The following is a 13,864-nucleotide window of genomic DNA, read 5'->3' as shown; positions in this document are numbered from 1 at the left end:
GGCCCGGCCGGGCCGCACCGGCGGTGGAGCCGCCGTCGGTGGCTGGCCGTCGCCGCTGCCGTCGTGCTGCTGGCCGTCGCCGTGGCTGCCGACCGCTGGGTGCACGCCGGCGAGGTGAGGTCGGCGCGCGCCAACCTGGCCGCCGCCGAGCAGGCCGCCGACCACGCCGACGGGCTGCTCCAGAGCACCTTCCAGTACAGCTCGCCGCTGATCGTCTCCACCCGAGCGTCCGACTCGGTCCGGTCAGCGCTGCGGGCGCTGGTCATGCAGGCCGCCGCCGACGGCGCCGCTGAGCTGCGCGCGGTGCGCACCTCGGTCGCGGGGACCAGCCTGCTGCCCTGGCACACCGACATCCGACGGTCCAGGAAGGCGACCTTGGCCTTCCTCGATGCCAAGATCGCCTTCCTGGCCGCCGGCTCGCGCGACTACAACCAACTGAACGAGGCGCCGCCGGGCGTCGCCTCCGCGCTGGACCAGGCCCGCGTGCTCAGCCCTTGACCGACCCCGCCAGCAGCCCCCGGACGAAGTACCGCTGCAACGAGAAGAACACAATCAGCGGCACGACGATCGCGATGAACGCGCCGGCGGTGAGCAGGTTCAGCCGGCTGCCCAGCGAACCACCCAGCTGCGACAGCCGGGCCGTGATGGGGGCCACCTCTGGTGTTCCGCCCGCGAACGTCAGCGCCACCAGCAGGTCATTCCAGACCCAGAGGAACTGGAAGATCGCGAACGAGGCGATCGCGGGGACAGAGAGGGGGAGCACGATCCTCCGAAACGTCGTGAAGTGGTTCGCTCCGTCGACCTGAGCAGCCTCCATCAGCTCCCGTGGCAGCTGGGACATGAAGTTGTGCAGCAGGAAGATCGCCAGCGGCAGCGAGAACATCACGTGTGAAATCCACACCGGGGCGAAGGTGCCCGCCAGTCCCGAACTCGAATAGATCTTCAGCAGCGGGATCAGCGCCATCTGGAGGGGCACGACCTGCAGCGCGAAGACTGCAAAGAAAAGCGCAGTGGCCCCACGGAAGTTCAGCCAGGCCAGCGCGTAGGCCGCCATGCTCGCGATGGCCAGCGGGATCAGCGTCGCCGGGATCGAGATCGCGAAGGAGTTGATGAAGTAGGGCGCCAGACCGCCAGAGGTCCCCGCGCCTGCGCTGGAGAACATGACCTCGCTGTAGTTCGACAGCGTGAAGTGCGCCTGCGACGGGTGGAAGAAGACGGTCCACCAACCCGAGGTGTCAACGTCCGTGGCCGGACGCAGTGAGGTGATGAACAGTCCGACCGTCGGGATGGTCCAGACCACGGTGATGAAGATGACAATGATGCTCGCCAGCGGACCGGAGAACGACTCGCGCATCGCACGGGAGGTTCCCTCGCGCCGCTCCGGTTCTACCCGGGTCTCCTCGACTGGCTGGGTGGCGGTCATCGGGTTGCTCGCTCTCTGCGCAGCTGGATGACGTTGTAGACGACCAGCGGTATGACGCCGGCGAACAGGACCACGGCGAGCGCGCTGCCGCGGCCGACGTTGAACTGGACAAACGACTGCGAGTACATCTCGTTCGACAGCACCTGGGTGCCGAAGTTGCCTCCGGTCATCGTCCGGACGATATCGAAGATCTTCAGCACCGCGATCATGATCGTGGTCAGGACGACCACCAGGGTGCCGCGGATCATCGGGATGGTCACGGCTCGGAACAGCCGGAACCCCTTGGCACCGTCGATCGACGCCGCCTCGATGACCTCCGTCGGGATGGCCTTGATGGCCGCAGAGAGCACCACCATGGCAAAGCCGGTCTGCACCCAGATCATGATGACCATCAGCAGGAAGTTGTTCCACGGTTGCCACAGCACCCAGTTCGGCGGGTTCTTGACCCCGAGCCACATGACGACCTGGCTGAGCAGACCGGTCTGGGGCTGAGAGGGATCCTTGTAGTCATATACCAGGTTCCAGATGATGCTTGCGCCCACGAACGAGATCGCCATGGGCAGGAAGATCAGCGACTTGGGGATCGACTCGCGCTTCATCCGGTCGATCAGCAGAGCCAAGGTCAGGCCCAGGGCTGTGGACAGCACGGGCGCCACGATGATCCACAACACGGTGTTGACGAGGACCCCGCGCATGTCCGGGTCGGTGAACGCCCAGGTGTAGTTGTCCACGCCGACGAACGCCTTGCTGCTCGCCCCGTACAAGCTGTAGTAGAAGGTGCGGGCCGCCGGGTAGACCAGCCCGACGAGGACGAGCACGATAGCTGGCCCGAGGAACACGAGGATGGCGAGCGGCCGCTGGAAGTGCCCCTTGGCCCGGCCGGCGAGGAAGAACACCAGCAGAAGAACAGCGAAGAAGCCGATCACCACGGTGGTCGTCTGGGTGATCTTGGGAATGGCGTCCTTGATGAAGCCGGCCCAGTTGCCCGATGACTGAGCGAACCCGGTGCCGATCAGAGCAGCTGACACGTCCTCGACCTCTCCCTACCGCCGGCGGCGCGCACGCCGTTTCACGACCGGTGGTCCGACACCGCCGGGGTCCGGGGAGTCTCCCCGGACCCCGGCGGGTCGATCAGATTACTGCGTCGGCCAGGCTGCGTCGATCGACTGCAGAACCGAGTCGGTCGACTTGTTCGCGCCGAACCAGGCGGTCATCTGCTTCCAGAACTCGCCAGCTCCCACCGCGGCGGGCATCAGGTCCGACGCGTCGAACTGGAAGGTCGCCTGCGGGTCGGTGAGCAACGTCCAGGTCAGCTTGAAGATGGGCTGCTGGTAGTTGGCCGGGTCAATCGCCTTGTTCGCGGTGGCCCAGTTACCGAGCTTGACCTTGCCGTTGATCCAGTCCACGGTGCTCAGGTAGGTCTGCACCGCCTGCACCTCAGGACGGTCGGAGAACGCGGTGACGAACTCGCCGCCACCCTCGACCGGCTTGCCGAACTGGGTGCCCATCGCCGGCAGGTAGAACGCGTTGACGGCGCCATCCGGGCCGACCGTCGTGCCCGAGGGCCACTGCGCCGCGTAGAACGACGCCTGCTGGAGCATCCAGCACTTGCCGCTCAGGATCGGAATGCCCGCCTTCTGGAACGTGGTGGTGGCGATCGTCTTGACGTCGCCGTAGCCACCGTTGACGTACTTGGGGTTGCGCATCCAGCTGTCGAGGGTGTCCATCGCCTTCTTGATCTCGGGCGAGTTGAACTTGACGTCATGGGTGATCCACTTAGTGTAGACATCCGGGCCGGACTGGCGCATGACGATCTCTTCGAGCCAGTCAGTGGCCGGCCAGCCGGTCGCCGTGCCGGAGCCGATGCCGCCGCACCACGGCTTGGCGCCTGTGGCTGCGATGGTGTCGCTGAGCTTCATCATGTCGTCCCACGTGGTGGGCACGGTGTAGCCCTTCGCGGCGAAGGCCTTCGGCGAGTACCAGACCAAGGACTTCACGTTCCCGCTCATCGGCGCCGCGTAGAAGGTTCCGTTGACGGTGCCGAAGTTCTTCCAGTCCTTGTTCCAGTTGGCGTCGACGTTCTTGGCCACCGCGTCGGGAGCCTTCACGACCTTGCCCGTCGCCACCATCTTCGCGAGCAGGCTGGGCTGCGGGATGAAGGCCAGGTCCGGCGCGGTGCCGCCCTGGACCTTGATGTTGAGCTGGGACTCGAAGTCGTTCGATCCCTCGTAGGAGATCGTAATGCCGGTGCACTGCTCGAACTTCTTCCAGGAGGCGATGTACGCGTCCGACTCCGGGCTGATGATCGAGGCGTTGATGGTGACTGTGGTGCCGGAGTGGCCCGCGTAAGGCTGGAAGGCAGCGCAGTCGCCAGTAAGGGTCGCGGCCGCGCTCGCGGCGCCACCACCGGAGGAGCCGCCGCCGCAAGCGGCCAGCAGCAGGGATGCGGCGGCCGCGGAGCCGATCAGGCTGGCGGCGCGACGCCTCGTGCTTCGGGTCATGCTGTCTCCCTTGTCACGTGGCCGGGATCAGAAGTGTTACCAGGCCGTAAACAGCCCCATCCTCTCGGGCGCCCCAGACCCCCGCAAGGGATTCCACGAACTGGAACTGGCTTGCAGGATTACAGTTCGGTATCGGTGGCTCAAGATCGGTCGAGCCCCCGTCGAGACCCACAGGAATGCTCCGGCGTCCGACTGCGTTGTACCAAGGACACACTGCTCCGCGATGCTCCGGCATGTACCAGCGCTGGGGCCGTTTGCTTTTCCGGGCCGTTGGCCGCGCGACTCACAACCGCAGCGCCGACCGGACCGCCACAGCGCCGGGGTACCCATGACTGAACTGAAACGAAGGAAACACCGTGAACGCCGTTGCCCCCGCCGAGTTTCGCCCTGCCTTCCGGGGCCTGCTTGACGAGGCCCAGCACGCCTGGGCCCGCCTGGACCAGACTCCCGGCGACCACCCCGACCACGCGAGTGCGCTGTCCGACTGGACGGCGTCCTGTCTGCGCCTGGTGACCGCGATCAACAGCCGGGCCGAGGCCCAGGCGCTGGACGGCCTGGACGGCCGCAGTACCGACGACTGGATCCGCTACCTGCTGTCCTTCGGGCTCCCTCAGGACTGACCGGTCAGCGCTCGTCCTCGCCGGGAGCGTCCTCACCCGACGCGTGCGCGGACGTGACGCGGTGCCAGGCCAGAAGAGCCACCCCGATCCCGGCGGCCAACGCCGTCAGCAGGAAGCCGCCCACACCTCCCGGCACGTGCTGGAAGAACAGACCTTCAAGCCCCGCAGGGTTCAGCCACCCGATAGCGTCCACCCGGACTTCCTACCCGCGAAACGCCCGAGCTGCCCACCCGTAGCGGGCAGCCGGCTCCGCGCGCGGCAGGATTCGGGCTGATCCGCAGCCGAGCCGGAAGGGATGGGCGTGCGCAACCAGGTCCAGCTGATCACCTACGCCGACCGGCTGGCCGGCGACCTGCCGGGGCTGCGCTCCGCCCTCGACGGCCCGCTCGCGGGCCTGTTCGGCGGCGTCCACGTCCTGCCGTTCTTCACGCCGTACGACGGCGCCGACGCTGGTTTCGACCCGGTGGACCACACCGCGGTCGATCCCCGGCTGGGCGGCTGGGTGGACATCCACGCCCTGGGGGAGCGGTTCGACACCGTCGTCGACCTCATCGTCAACCATGTCTCCGCCGACTCGGTGCGGTTCCGCGACGTGCTGGAGCGCGGGGACGAGTCGCCGTACGCGGGCATGTTCCTCACCTACGGCAGCGTGTTCCCCCGCGGCGCCACCGAGTCCGACCTGCTCGCGATCTTCCGCCCCCGGCCCGGGCTGCCGTTCACCCCGATGGCGCTCGGCGACGACCGTCGGCTGGTGTGGACGACGTTCACCAACCAGCAGATCGACATCGACGTGCACGACGACAAGGGCCGCGAGTATCTCGACCAAGTCCTCCGAGCGGTGTCCGGGGCCGGCGTGTCCGTGATCCGCCTCGACGCAGTCGGCTACGCGGTCAAGAGCCCCGGCACGTCCTGCTTCATGACCCCGGAGACGTTCACCTTCATCGACGAGCTGACCGCGCGGGCCCGCGGCCTCGGCGTGGACGTGCTCGTGGAGGTGCACTCGTACTACCGCCGGCAGATCGAGATCGGCCACCGGGTCGACTGGGTCTACGACTTCGCGCTGCCGCCGCTGGTGCTGCACGCCCTGTTCACCGGGGACGGACAGCCGCTGCGCCACTGGCTGGCGATCCGCCCGGCCAACTCGATCACCGTCCTGGACACCCACGACGGGATCGGTGTGGTCGACGTCGGCCCCGACTCGGCACCGGACGGCGGCCCCGGTCTGCTGACCCCGGAGCAGCTCGGCAGCCTGGTCGAGGGCATCCACACCCGAAGCGACGGCGCGAGCCGGCAGGCCACCGGCTGGGCGGCGTCCAACGTGGACGTCTACCAGGTCAACTGCACCTACTACGACGCGCTGGGCCGGGACGACCAGCGCTACCTGCTGGCCCGGCTGCTGCAGTTCTTCACCCCGGGGATCCCGCAGGTCTACTACGTGGGTCTGCTGGCCGGGGGGAACGACCTCGACCTGCTGCAGCGGACGGGGGTGGGCCGTGACATCAACCGGCACCACTACACCCCGGCCGACCTCCAGGCCGCCCTCGAGCGACCGGTGGTCCGGGCGCTGCTGTCGCTCATCCGGTTCCGTACCAGCCACCCCGCTTTCGCGGGGGAGTTCTCGCTCGGCGAGGACGCCGACCCGAGCCGGCTGGCCCTGCGATGGACGGCGGACCACGAGCAGGCGGAGCTGTCCGCGAACCTGGCGACCGCCGAGTTCACGGTGACCTTCACCCACGGGGGCGAGCGCCGCACCGTCACCGACCTGCTGGAGCTGCCCGGGTCGAGAGAGCCCGGCCGGTGAGAAGGTTGACCCTGCGTTGACCTGAGCGGGATCGTGCGGTGACCGCCCCGGCGGCAGGCTGGGGCGGTGTTCGACGACCCCAGACTGCGTGAGCCCGGTTGGGTGCTGCTGCCGCTGCGGGCCTTCCTCGGCATCACCTTCGTGTACGCCGGCATCTACAAGCTGAGCGACCCGCACTACCTGGACGCGGCGTCCCCGCTGTCGGTGCACTCCCAGATGGCCGCCGCGGCGAACATGAGCCCGATCGGCGGGCTGGTGTCCTTCACCGCGGGGCACGCCACCCTCTTCGGCCTGCTCATCGCCTTCGGCGAGCTGGCCGTCGGGCTCGGCGCGCTGCTCGGTATCTGGACCCGGCTGGCCGCCGTGGGCGGGATGGCCCTGTCGCTGAGCTTCTTCCTGACCGCGAGCTGGGGCGTCACGCCGTACTTCCTGGGCCCGGACATCGGCATCTTCTTCGCCTGGTCGGCGATATTGCTCGGCGGGGACGGCGCGGTGTTCTCGCTGCAGGCGGCCCTCCAGCGGGCGGTGCGTCGGGAGATGCGGCTACCCCCGGTTCCGACCAAGCGGGAGTCCCCCGAGACCGCGGCCGAGGTGGACCGGCGCACCCTCATCCGCACCGGTGCCGTCGCCGGCGTCGTGGGCGGGGTCACGGTGCTCGCGGGCGGGGCCACCGCCTGGGTCCGGCAGGGCAGCGCCGACGACCCGGGCACCACCCCGGCGGCCGCCTCCCCGTCCACGGCCGCCTCGAGCAGCGCGTCGGCTGCGGCCGCCGGACCGCCGTCCACACCGGCGCCGAGCGCGGCGCCCGGCGTCGTGATCATGCCGATGTCCTCGGTACCGGTCGGCAGCGCCCAGCCGTTCACGGACCCGCAAACGGGCGGCCCCGCCTACCTGCTGCAGCCGAAGGCCGGGGTGTTTCGCGCCTACAGCGCCGTATGCACCCACCAGGGCTGCACGGTGAGCCCGGACTCCAACGGCTTCGCCTGCCCCTGCCACGGGGCGATGTACGACAGCTCAGGAAACGTCATCAGTGGGCCGGCGCCCCAGCCCCTGCAGAGCATCAGCGTCGTCGTGGTCGACGGCCAGGTCCGCCGGGTCTGACCCCTCGCCGGGGCGAGCCGCCGGCCGGGCCTTGCTCCTGGCCCGTCGTCGCTCCCACCAGGCGATGGCGATGGTCACCACGGCCACGTAGCCGTAGCCGAGCAGCTCGTCGACGACGTAGTGCTCGCCCGCGTAGACGAGGGTGAGGCCCATCGCCGCCGCGTAGACGAGCAGCGCGACCCGCCAGCGACGGCTCACCCGCGGCCAGAAGAAGACCGCGATCATGAACGCGAACCCCGCGTGCAGTGAGGGGATCGCGGCCACCTCGTTCACCCCGGCCTGGCCACGCGCCACGAGTGCGGAGGCACTGTGCAGCCCCAGAGCGTCCCACCCGCGCGACGCGATCCGGGTGACCGGGCCGATGACCCCCTCCCGCGAGGCGTACCAGGGCGGCGCCGCCGGGTACAGGACGTAGGTGATCAGGCCGGCGAACGACAGCACCAGGATGTGCCGGGCCCACGACGCCCACATCGGCCGGGACCGCACGTAGAGCACGCCCGCGATGACCCAGGCCGCGATGAAGTGCGAGAAGTACACGAGCGAGGCCAGGAAGTCCCACCAGTGGACCTGGCTCGGATCGAAGAAGTGCTCCTGCAGCCAGACCGTCGGGACCGTCCCGAAGAACAGCAGCTTCTCCGCGGCCACCGGTTCGGTCACGTGGGTGGGCATGCCCAGGGTGGCCGCGAACCCGCGGGTGTAGTCGTAGATGACGAGGAGCCCGATGAACGGCAGCCAGTCGAGCAGGATCTTCGCCTGGGCGCGCCAGGGCCGGCCGAAGTTCGCCGCGAAGATGCCCGCGATGATCCACACCGACTGGATGAGGCGCTCGAGCGGGATGCCGCGCAGCCCGATGAAGACGGCCAGCGCGACGGCCCAGACGAGCACGGCCCGGCCCCGGGGCTCGCGCAGCCACTGGCGGGTCCGCGGACCCCAGGTCCGCCGGTCGAGGTCGACCAGCGGCTCGGTCTCAGCGGACCGTTCCCTGGTCAACTCCTGCGTCATGGGACCCAGTCAAGCAGCACCTCGGGGTCACGCGGCAGCCCTCCCCCGTTCACCGGGGGTTCGACCGCGCCGAACGGGCGTCAGATGACGACGCGCTCGCCCTTGCCCAGCACGGTGATGCCGCCGGCCGAGACGGTGTAGAACTCGCGGTCCCGGGCGAGGTCGACGCCGATCAGGGCCCCGGGGGGGACCATGACGTTCTTGTCCAGGATCGCGTTGCGGATCACGGCGTTCCGGCCGACGTACACCCCGGGCATGATCACCGAGTTCTCCACCACGGCGCCGGCCTCAATCCGCACCTCGGCCGAGATCACCGACCGGCTGACCTGCGCTCCGGAGATGATCGACCCGGCGCCGATCGTGGACTCGTCGACCAGGCCCCCCTGGACGAGCTTGGCCGGCGGCAGCGACTTCTGGTGGGTGAGGATCGGCCACTTGCGGTTGTAGAGGTTGAAGATCGGGTGCACGGAGACGAGGTCCATGTGGGCGTCGTGGTAGGCGTCGAGGGTCCCCACGTCACGCCAGTAGCCGCGGTCCCGGTCGGTCGCCCCCGGTACCTCGTTCGCCGCGAAGTCGTACACCTTGGCCAGGCCCTGCTTGGTGAGCATCGGGATGATGTTCCCGCCCATGTCGTGCACCGAGTCCTCGTCCGCGGCGTCCGCCTTGAGCGCCTCGATGAGGACGTCGGTGGAGAACACGTAGTTGCCCATCGACGCGTAGGCCACGGTCGGGTCGTCCGGGGTGCCGGGCGGGTCGGCCGGCTTCTCCAGGAAGCTGACGATGTCCACGCCGTTCGGCGCTGCCTCGATGATCCCGAACTCCGACGCGCCGTCCCGGGGTACCCGGATCCCGGCGACGGTGACCCCCGCGCCGCTGGCGATGTGCGCCTCGACCATCTGGCCGGGGTCCATGCGGTAGACGTGGTCGGCGCCGAACACCGCGATGTAGTCAGGCTGCTCGTCGTACACCAGGTTGAGGCTCTGGAAGATCGCGTCGGCGCTGCCCAGGAACCAGCGAGGGCCGAGCCGCTGCTGCGCCGGGACCGGCGTGACGTAGTTGCCGAGCAGGATGGACAGCCGCCAGGTGGTGGTGATGTGCCGGTCCAGCGAGTGCGACTTGTACTGCGTCAGCACCGCGATCCGCACGAAACCGGCGTTGACCATGTTGGACAGGACGAAATCGACCAGCCGGTACTGGCCGCCGAACGGCACAGCCGGCTTGGCCCGGTCTGCGGTCAGCGGCATCAGCCGCTTGCCCTCACCCCCGGCGAGAACGATTCCGAGCACGCGCCTGCGGCTCTGCATGAAGCCACCCTAGGGTGGCTTCGTGCGTGTTGCGATGTTGACGCGAGAGTTCCCGCCGGATGTCTACGGTGGGGCCGGGGTGCACGTCACGTTCCTGGTCCGCGAGCTGGCCCGGCTGGCCGACGTCGACGTCCACTGCTTCGGGGCTGCGCGGCCCGGCGCCACGGCGCACCAGCCGCCGGCCCAGCTGGCCGACGCCAACTTCTCCCTCGCCACGCTCGGCGTGGACCTGGCCATGGCCGCGGCGGCCGCGGACGCGGACCTGGTGCACTCACACACCTGGTACGCGAACATGGGCGGCCACCTGGCCAAGCTGCTGCACGGGATCCCGCACGTGGTCACCGCCCATTCGCTGGAGCCGCGCCGGCCGTGGAAGCTCGAGCAGCTGGGCGGCGGGTACCGCGTCTCCTCGTGGATCGAGCGGACGGCGTACGAGGCGGCGGACGCCGTCATCGCGGTCAGCGACGGGATGCGGACCGACATCCTCGACTGCTACCCGGGCCTGGACCCGGCCCGGCTGCACGTCGTCCGCAACGGCATCGACACCGAGGTGTACGCCCCGGACCCGGCGACCGACGTCCTGGAGCGGCTCGGGGTGGACCTCGACCGGCCATACACGCTGTTCGTCGGCCGGATCACCCGGCAGAAGGGCGTCGGGCACCTGATCGCCGCGGCGCACCGGTTCCGCCCCGAGGTCCAGCTGGTGCTGTGCGCCGGCGCGCCGGACACCCCGGAGATCGGGGCCGAGACCAGGGCCGCCGTGGAGGCGCTTCAGGCCGCGCGCACCGGTGTCATCTGGGTCGAGGACATGCTGCCCCGGCCGGACGTCGTCCAGCTGCTGACCCACGCCACCGTGTTCGTCTGCCCCTCGGTCTACGAGCCGCTGGGCATCGTCAACCTCGAGGCGATGGGCTGCCAGACCGCCGTCGTGGCCTCGGACGTCGGCGGCATCCCCGAGGTCGTCCTCCACGGCGAGACCGGGCTGCTCGTGCGCTTCGAGGAGAGCGAGCCGCGCGGCTTCGAGGCGGGGATCGCCGAGGCGGTCAACGAGCTGGTCGACGACCCCGAGCGGGCCGCGGCCATGGGGCGGGCCGGCCGGGAGCGTGCGGTGAACGAGTTCGACTGGGCCGCGCTGGCCGAGCAGACCCTGGCGGTCTACCGCGCGTTGCTCTGACGCCCGCCGGTGGCCCGGCGCACCACCTCGGCGGCGACCACCTCGGGCAGCTGCTCGGGGAGCCAGTGGCTCCCCTCCGCCAGCGGCACGAACCGGAAGTCGGCGTCGACGTACGCGGCGCACCCGTGGGCGGCGGCAGGGGACACCCCGAGGTCCTGCTCGCCCCACAGGTACGTCGTGGGCACGGCGACCGGCCGCAGGTCGGCGTAGTCCGCCGGCTGGACCGCCCGGTACCAGTCGAGTGCCGCCGTGAGCGCGCCAGGCTCGAGCAGCGGGCGGACGTAGCCGTCGACCTCCTCGGGGCCCATGCCGGACCCGTCGAAGAAGTTCCGCAGCCGGGCCTCGCCGTCGGCCGTCAGCACCTGCTCCGCCTGGCCGGGGACGGCGAACAGCCGCAGGTAGGAGGACAGCCGCTGCTGAACCGGGTCGCCGCCCAACGCGGCCGCGTAGGCCACCGGGTGCGGGATGGAGGTGGCAGTCAGGGTGCGGACCCGGTCCGGCCGGAGCGCGGCAAGCACCCAGGCGACCATGGCTCCCCAGTCGTGGCCGACCAGGTGGGCCGTGGCCCAGCCGAGCGCGTCGAGCATCCCGAGCGTGTCGGCCACCAGGTGGTCGAGGGCGTACGCCGCCGCTTCGGCCGGCCTGGCCCCCGGGCTGTAGCCGCGCTGGTCGGGCGCCACGGCATGCAGCCCAGCGGCGGCCAGCCGGGGCAGCACGCCGGCCCAGCAGCGGGCGCCCTCGGGGAATCCGTGCAGCAGCAGGACCGGCTCGCCGTCCGCAGGGCCGTCGTCCAGCGCGCTGAAGGCCAGGTCACCCACGGTGAGCTCCATGCGCACCCACGCTAGACGGCCGGCGCAGCCACCTCGGCGGCTGCGTCGATATACCGTCGGGCGGTGGCTGAGGTCGACCCCACTTACGCGGTGCCCGCGCTCGACGCGGGACGCCGCAGCACGCTCAAGCGCGAGGTCGTGCTGGTGTTCGCGGTGTCGCTGGGCCGCAGCGGGGTCTACGCGTTCGTCTCGTTCATAGCCGCGCTGACCTCGAGCCGCTCGCTGGGCAGCCAGACGGCGACCCTCAACACCTCGTACGCCCCCGGCCGGCCCACCCTCGACCTGATCTACCAGGTGCTCGCGATCGTGTTCGCGCTGGTGCCGGTCGCGCTGGCCTGGCACTTCCTGACGATCGGCGGGGAGCGGGCGGACCGGATCCTCGGGATCGACGCCTCCCAGCCGGGACGGGACATCGCCCGCGGGGTCGTGCTCGCCGCCCTGGTCGGCGGGACCGGCTTGGTGTTCTACCTGGTCGCCTACGCGGCCGGCATCAACCTGCAGGTCGCAGCCAGCGGGCTCCCCGCCGTGTGGTGGCGCTGGCCGGTACTGATCAGCCGGGCCGTCATGAACGCTGTCCTGGAGGAGTCACTCGTCGCGGGCTACCTGCTGCACCGGCTGGGCCAGCTCGGCGTCCGCCCGTGGCGGGCGGTGGCGGCCAGCGCGGTGCTGCGTGGGTCGTACCACCTCTACCAGGGGGTCGGCGGGTTCGTCGGCAACGCGGCCATGGGTGTGCTGTTCGGGCGGCTGTACCAGCGCTGGGGCCGGACTATGCCGCTGATCATCGCCCACTCCCTGATCGACATCGTGGCGTTCATCGGCTACGCGCTGCTCGCCGGCAAGGTCTCCTGGCTGCCCTGAGCCACCGGGAGCCGCCAATCGAGTGATTATCGGCGCGCCGACGCTTGGGACGATCACATTTGGTGACGATGCTTCCTGTATGTCTGGATTGTGGACCTGGGACCAGCTGACCGACGCGGTCAGCTGGAGCGGCACCCTGCCCGCACTCCACGGCACCCCCGCCGCCACCACCTACGCCGAGCACCTGGCCGCCGTCCACCCCCACGACCAGGCGGAGGCCGACCACGTCTGGCAGCGCGTCGCCAGGGACGGCGGCGAGGACCGGCTGGTCTACCGGGCCCGCAACGGCGCCCTGCTCAGCGCGCTGGTGCAGCGGGTCGCCGTGGCCGGGCGGCCACTGGTCGTCGGATCCGTCGTCCAGGTCACCCGCGCGAAGAAGGAGGAGCTGCGCTTCGTCGACCTGTTCGCCCAGCTGCCGGTGGGCATGGCCGTGCTGTCCGACGAGGGCCGGTTCCTCGAGGTCAACGACGCGCTGTGCCAGCTGCTGGGCCGTGAGCGGGGCCGGCTGCTCGCGATGAGCTACCTCGAGCTGGTCCCCCAGGATGACCCGACCGAGCCGCCGCCCGACGAGCCGCAGACCCATCCCGCGGTCCAGCGCCTCGAACGGCTGCTGGTCCGAGGCGATGGGACGACGTTCTGGGGCCGGGTGACCATGAGCCGGTTCGGCACCGGGGTGACCGCCTACCGGGTGGTCTCCATCGAGGACATCAGCGCCAGCCGGGCGGCCCGCCAGCAGCTGCTGGACCTGGCCCTGCGCGACCCGCTGACCGGGCTGCCGAACCGGCGGCTGTTGCTCGACCGACTGAACACCGCGCTGGCCCGCAGCCGCCGCAGCGAGTCGAGCGTCGCGGTGCTGTTCCTCGACCTCGACCACCTCAAGCGGGTCAACGACGCGCTCGGGCACGAGGCCGGCGACGACCTGCTGCTCGCAGTGGCCGGCAACTTGCAGGCCGTGGTCCGGGCCAGCGACACGGTGGCCCGGCTCGGCGGCGACGAGTTCGTCATCGTCTTCGAGCACGTGGGCGGCGAGCCCGAGCTGGACGCGATGATCCATCGGGTGCTGGACGGAGTCCGGGTCCCCGTGGACCTCGGCGGCGAGGAGGTCGTGGTGACCGCGAGCATCGGAGTCGTCGTCGCCGAGTCGGGCCACGACCGGCCCGAGGAGCTGCTGCGCGCCGCCGACGCCGCCATGTACCGCGCGAAGCGGGGCGGCCGGTCCCGCGCGGCGCGCGCGACCCCGCGGGACGCGC

Annotated in this window: 14 protein-coding genes; 7 read left to right on the top strand and 7 right to left on the bottom strand. The window is 70.3% G+C overall.

Features of this window, described 5'->3' with window-relative positions:
* Nucleotides 1-498 (top strand): hypothetical protein (locus tag VIM19_10750; GenBank protein HEY5185359.1); only part of this gene is annotated, 498 nt, incomplete at its 5' end.
* Here VIM19_10750 and VIM19_10745 read toward each other — a convergent pair.
* From VIM19_10745 to VIM19_10735, 3 genes are all read right to left on the bottom strand, one after another.
* Complete coding sequence (locus VIM19_10745) at nt 488-1,354, bottom strand: carbohydrate ABC transporter permease (GenBank protein HEY5185358.1); 867 nt, start codon at nt 1,352-1,354, stop codon at nt 488-490. The genes VIM19_10750 and VIM19_10745 overlap by 11 nt on opposite strands.
* Nucleotides 1,355-1,419: 65 nt before the next feature.
* Nucleotides 1,420-2,451, bottom strand: coding sequence for a sugar ABC transporter permease (locus VIM19_10740; protein HEY5185357.1), 1,032 nt, complete (start codon nt 2,449-2,451; stop codon nt 1,420-1,422).
* 108 nt (nt 2,452-2,559) lie between these two features.
* On the bottom strand, nt 2,560-3,924 hold the full coding sequence (locus tag VIM19_10735) for an ABC transporter substrate-binding protein (protein ID HEY5185356.1): 1,365 nt from the start codon (nt 3,922-3,924) through the stop codon (nt 2,560-2,562).
* A 356-nt stretch (nt 3,925-4,280) separates the two neighbouring features.
* Here VIM19_10735 and VIM19_10730 point away from each other — a divergent pair, with 356 nt between their 5' ends.
* Complete coding sequence (locus VIM19_10730) at nt 4,281-4,544, top strand: hypothetical protein (GenBank protein HEY5185355.1); 264 nt, start codon at nt 4,281-4,283, stop codon at nt 4,542-4,544.
* Nucleotides 4,545-4,548: 4 nt separating this feature from the next.
* Here VIM19_10730 and VIM19_10725 read toward each other — a convergent pair whose 3' ends face one another.
* Nucleotides 4,549-4,737, bottom strand: a complete 189-nt coding sequence (locus VIM19_10725; GenBank protein HEY5185354.1) for a hypothetical protein — start codon at nt 4,735-4,737, stop codon at nt 4,549-4,551.
* A 108-nt stretch (nt 4,738-4,845) separates the two neighbouring features.
* Here VIM19_10725 and gtfA point away from each other — a divergent pair, with 108 nt between their 5' ends.
* Both gtfA and VIM19_10715 read left to right on the top strand, forming a co-directional pair.
* Nucleotides 4,846-6,345, top strand: coding sequence for a sucrose phosphorylase (gene gtfA / locus VIM19_10720; GenBank protein HEY5185353.1), 1,500 nt, complete (start codon nt 4,846-4,848; stop codon nt 6,343-6,345).
* A 66-nt stretch (nt 6,346-6,411) separates the two neighbouring features.
* Complete coding sequence (locus tag VIM19_10715; protein HEY5185352.1) at nt 6,412-7,446, top strand: Rieske 2Fe-2S domain-containing protein; 1,035 nt, start codon at nt 6,412-6,414, stop codon at nt 7,444-7,446.
* Here VIM19_10715 and VIM19_10710 read toward each other — a convergent pair.
* Entirely contained in the window at nt 7,360-8,448 is a 1,089-nt protein-coding gene (locus VIM19_10710; protein ID HEY5185351.1) for a phosphatase PAP2 family protein, read from the bottom strand. The two genes, VIM19_10715 and VIM19_10710, sit on opposite strands and share 87 nt — an antisense overlap.
* Nucleotides 8,449-8,528: 80 nt before the next feature.
* Nucleotides 8,529-9,752, bottom strand: coding sequence for a glucose-1-phosphate adenylyltransferase (gene glgC, locus VIM19_10705; GenBank protein ID HEY5185350.1), 1,224 nt, complete (start codon nt 9,750-9,752; stop codon nt 8,529-8,531).
* Nucleotides 9,753-9,774: 22 nt separating this feature from the next.
* Between glgC and glgA the strand changes: the two genes are divergently transcribed.
* The gene (gene glgA, locus VIM19_10700) at nt 9,775-10,926 is read left to right on the top strand and encodes a glycogen synthase (protein HEY5185349.1); all 1,152 of its coding nucleotides are present in this window, start codon (nt 9,775-9,777) and stop codon (nt 10,924-10,926) included.
* On the opposite strand, the gene VIM19_10695 is transcribed toward glgA, so the two are convergent.
* Complete coding sequence (locus tag VIM19_10695) at nt 10,908-11,756, bottom strand: alpha/beta hydrolase (GenBank protein ID HEY5185348.1); 849 nt, start codon at nt 11,754-11,756, stop codon at nt 10,908-10,910. The two genes, glgA and VIM19_10695, sit on opposite strands and share 19 nt — an antisense overlap.
* 63 nt (nt 11,757-11,819) lie before the next feature.
* On the opposite strand from VIM19_10695, the gene VIM19_10690 reads away from it, so the two are divergent.
* Together VIM19_10690 and VIM19_10685 are read left to right on the top strand one after the other, a co-directional pair.
* On the top strand, nt 11,820-12,614 hold the full coding sequence (locus VIM19_10690) for a CPBP family intramembrane glutamic endopeptidase (GenBank protein HEY5185347.1): 795 nt from the start codon (nt 11,820-11,822) through the stop codon (nt 12,612-12,614).
* Between the two features lie 79 nt (nt 12,615-12,693).
* Nucleotides 12,694-13,864 (top strand): diguanylate cyclase (locus tag VIM19_10685; GenBank protein ID HEY5185346.1); only part of this gene is annotated, 1,171 nt, incomplete at its 3' end.

It is taken from the genome of Actinomycetes bacterium (genome assembly GCA_036510875.1).
Taxonomy (GTDB): domain Bacteria; phylum Actinomycetota; class Actinomycetes; order Prado026; family Prado026; genus DATCDE01.
Note: the sequence above shows the minus strand (reverse complement) of the source record. Positions and strands in the feature narration are given on the sequence as shown.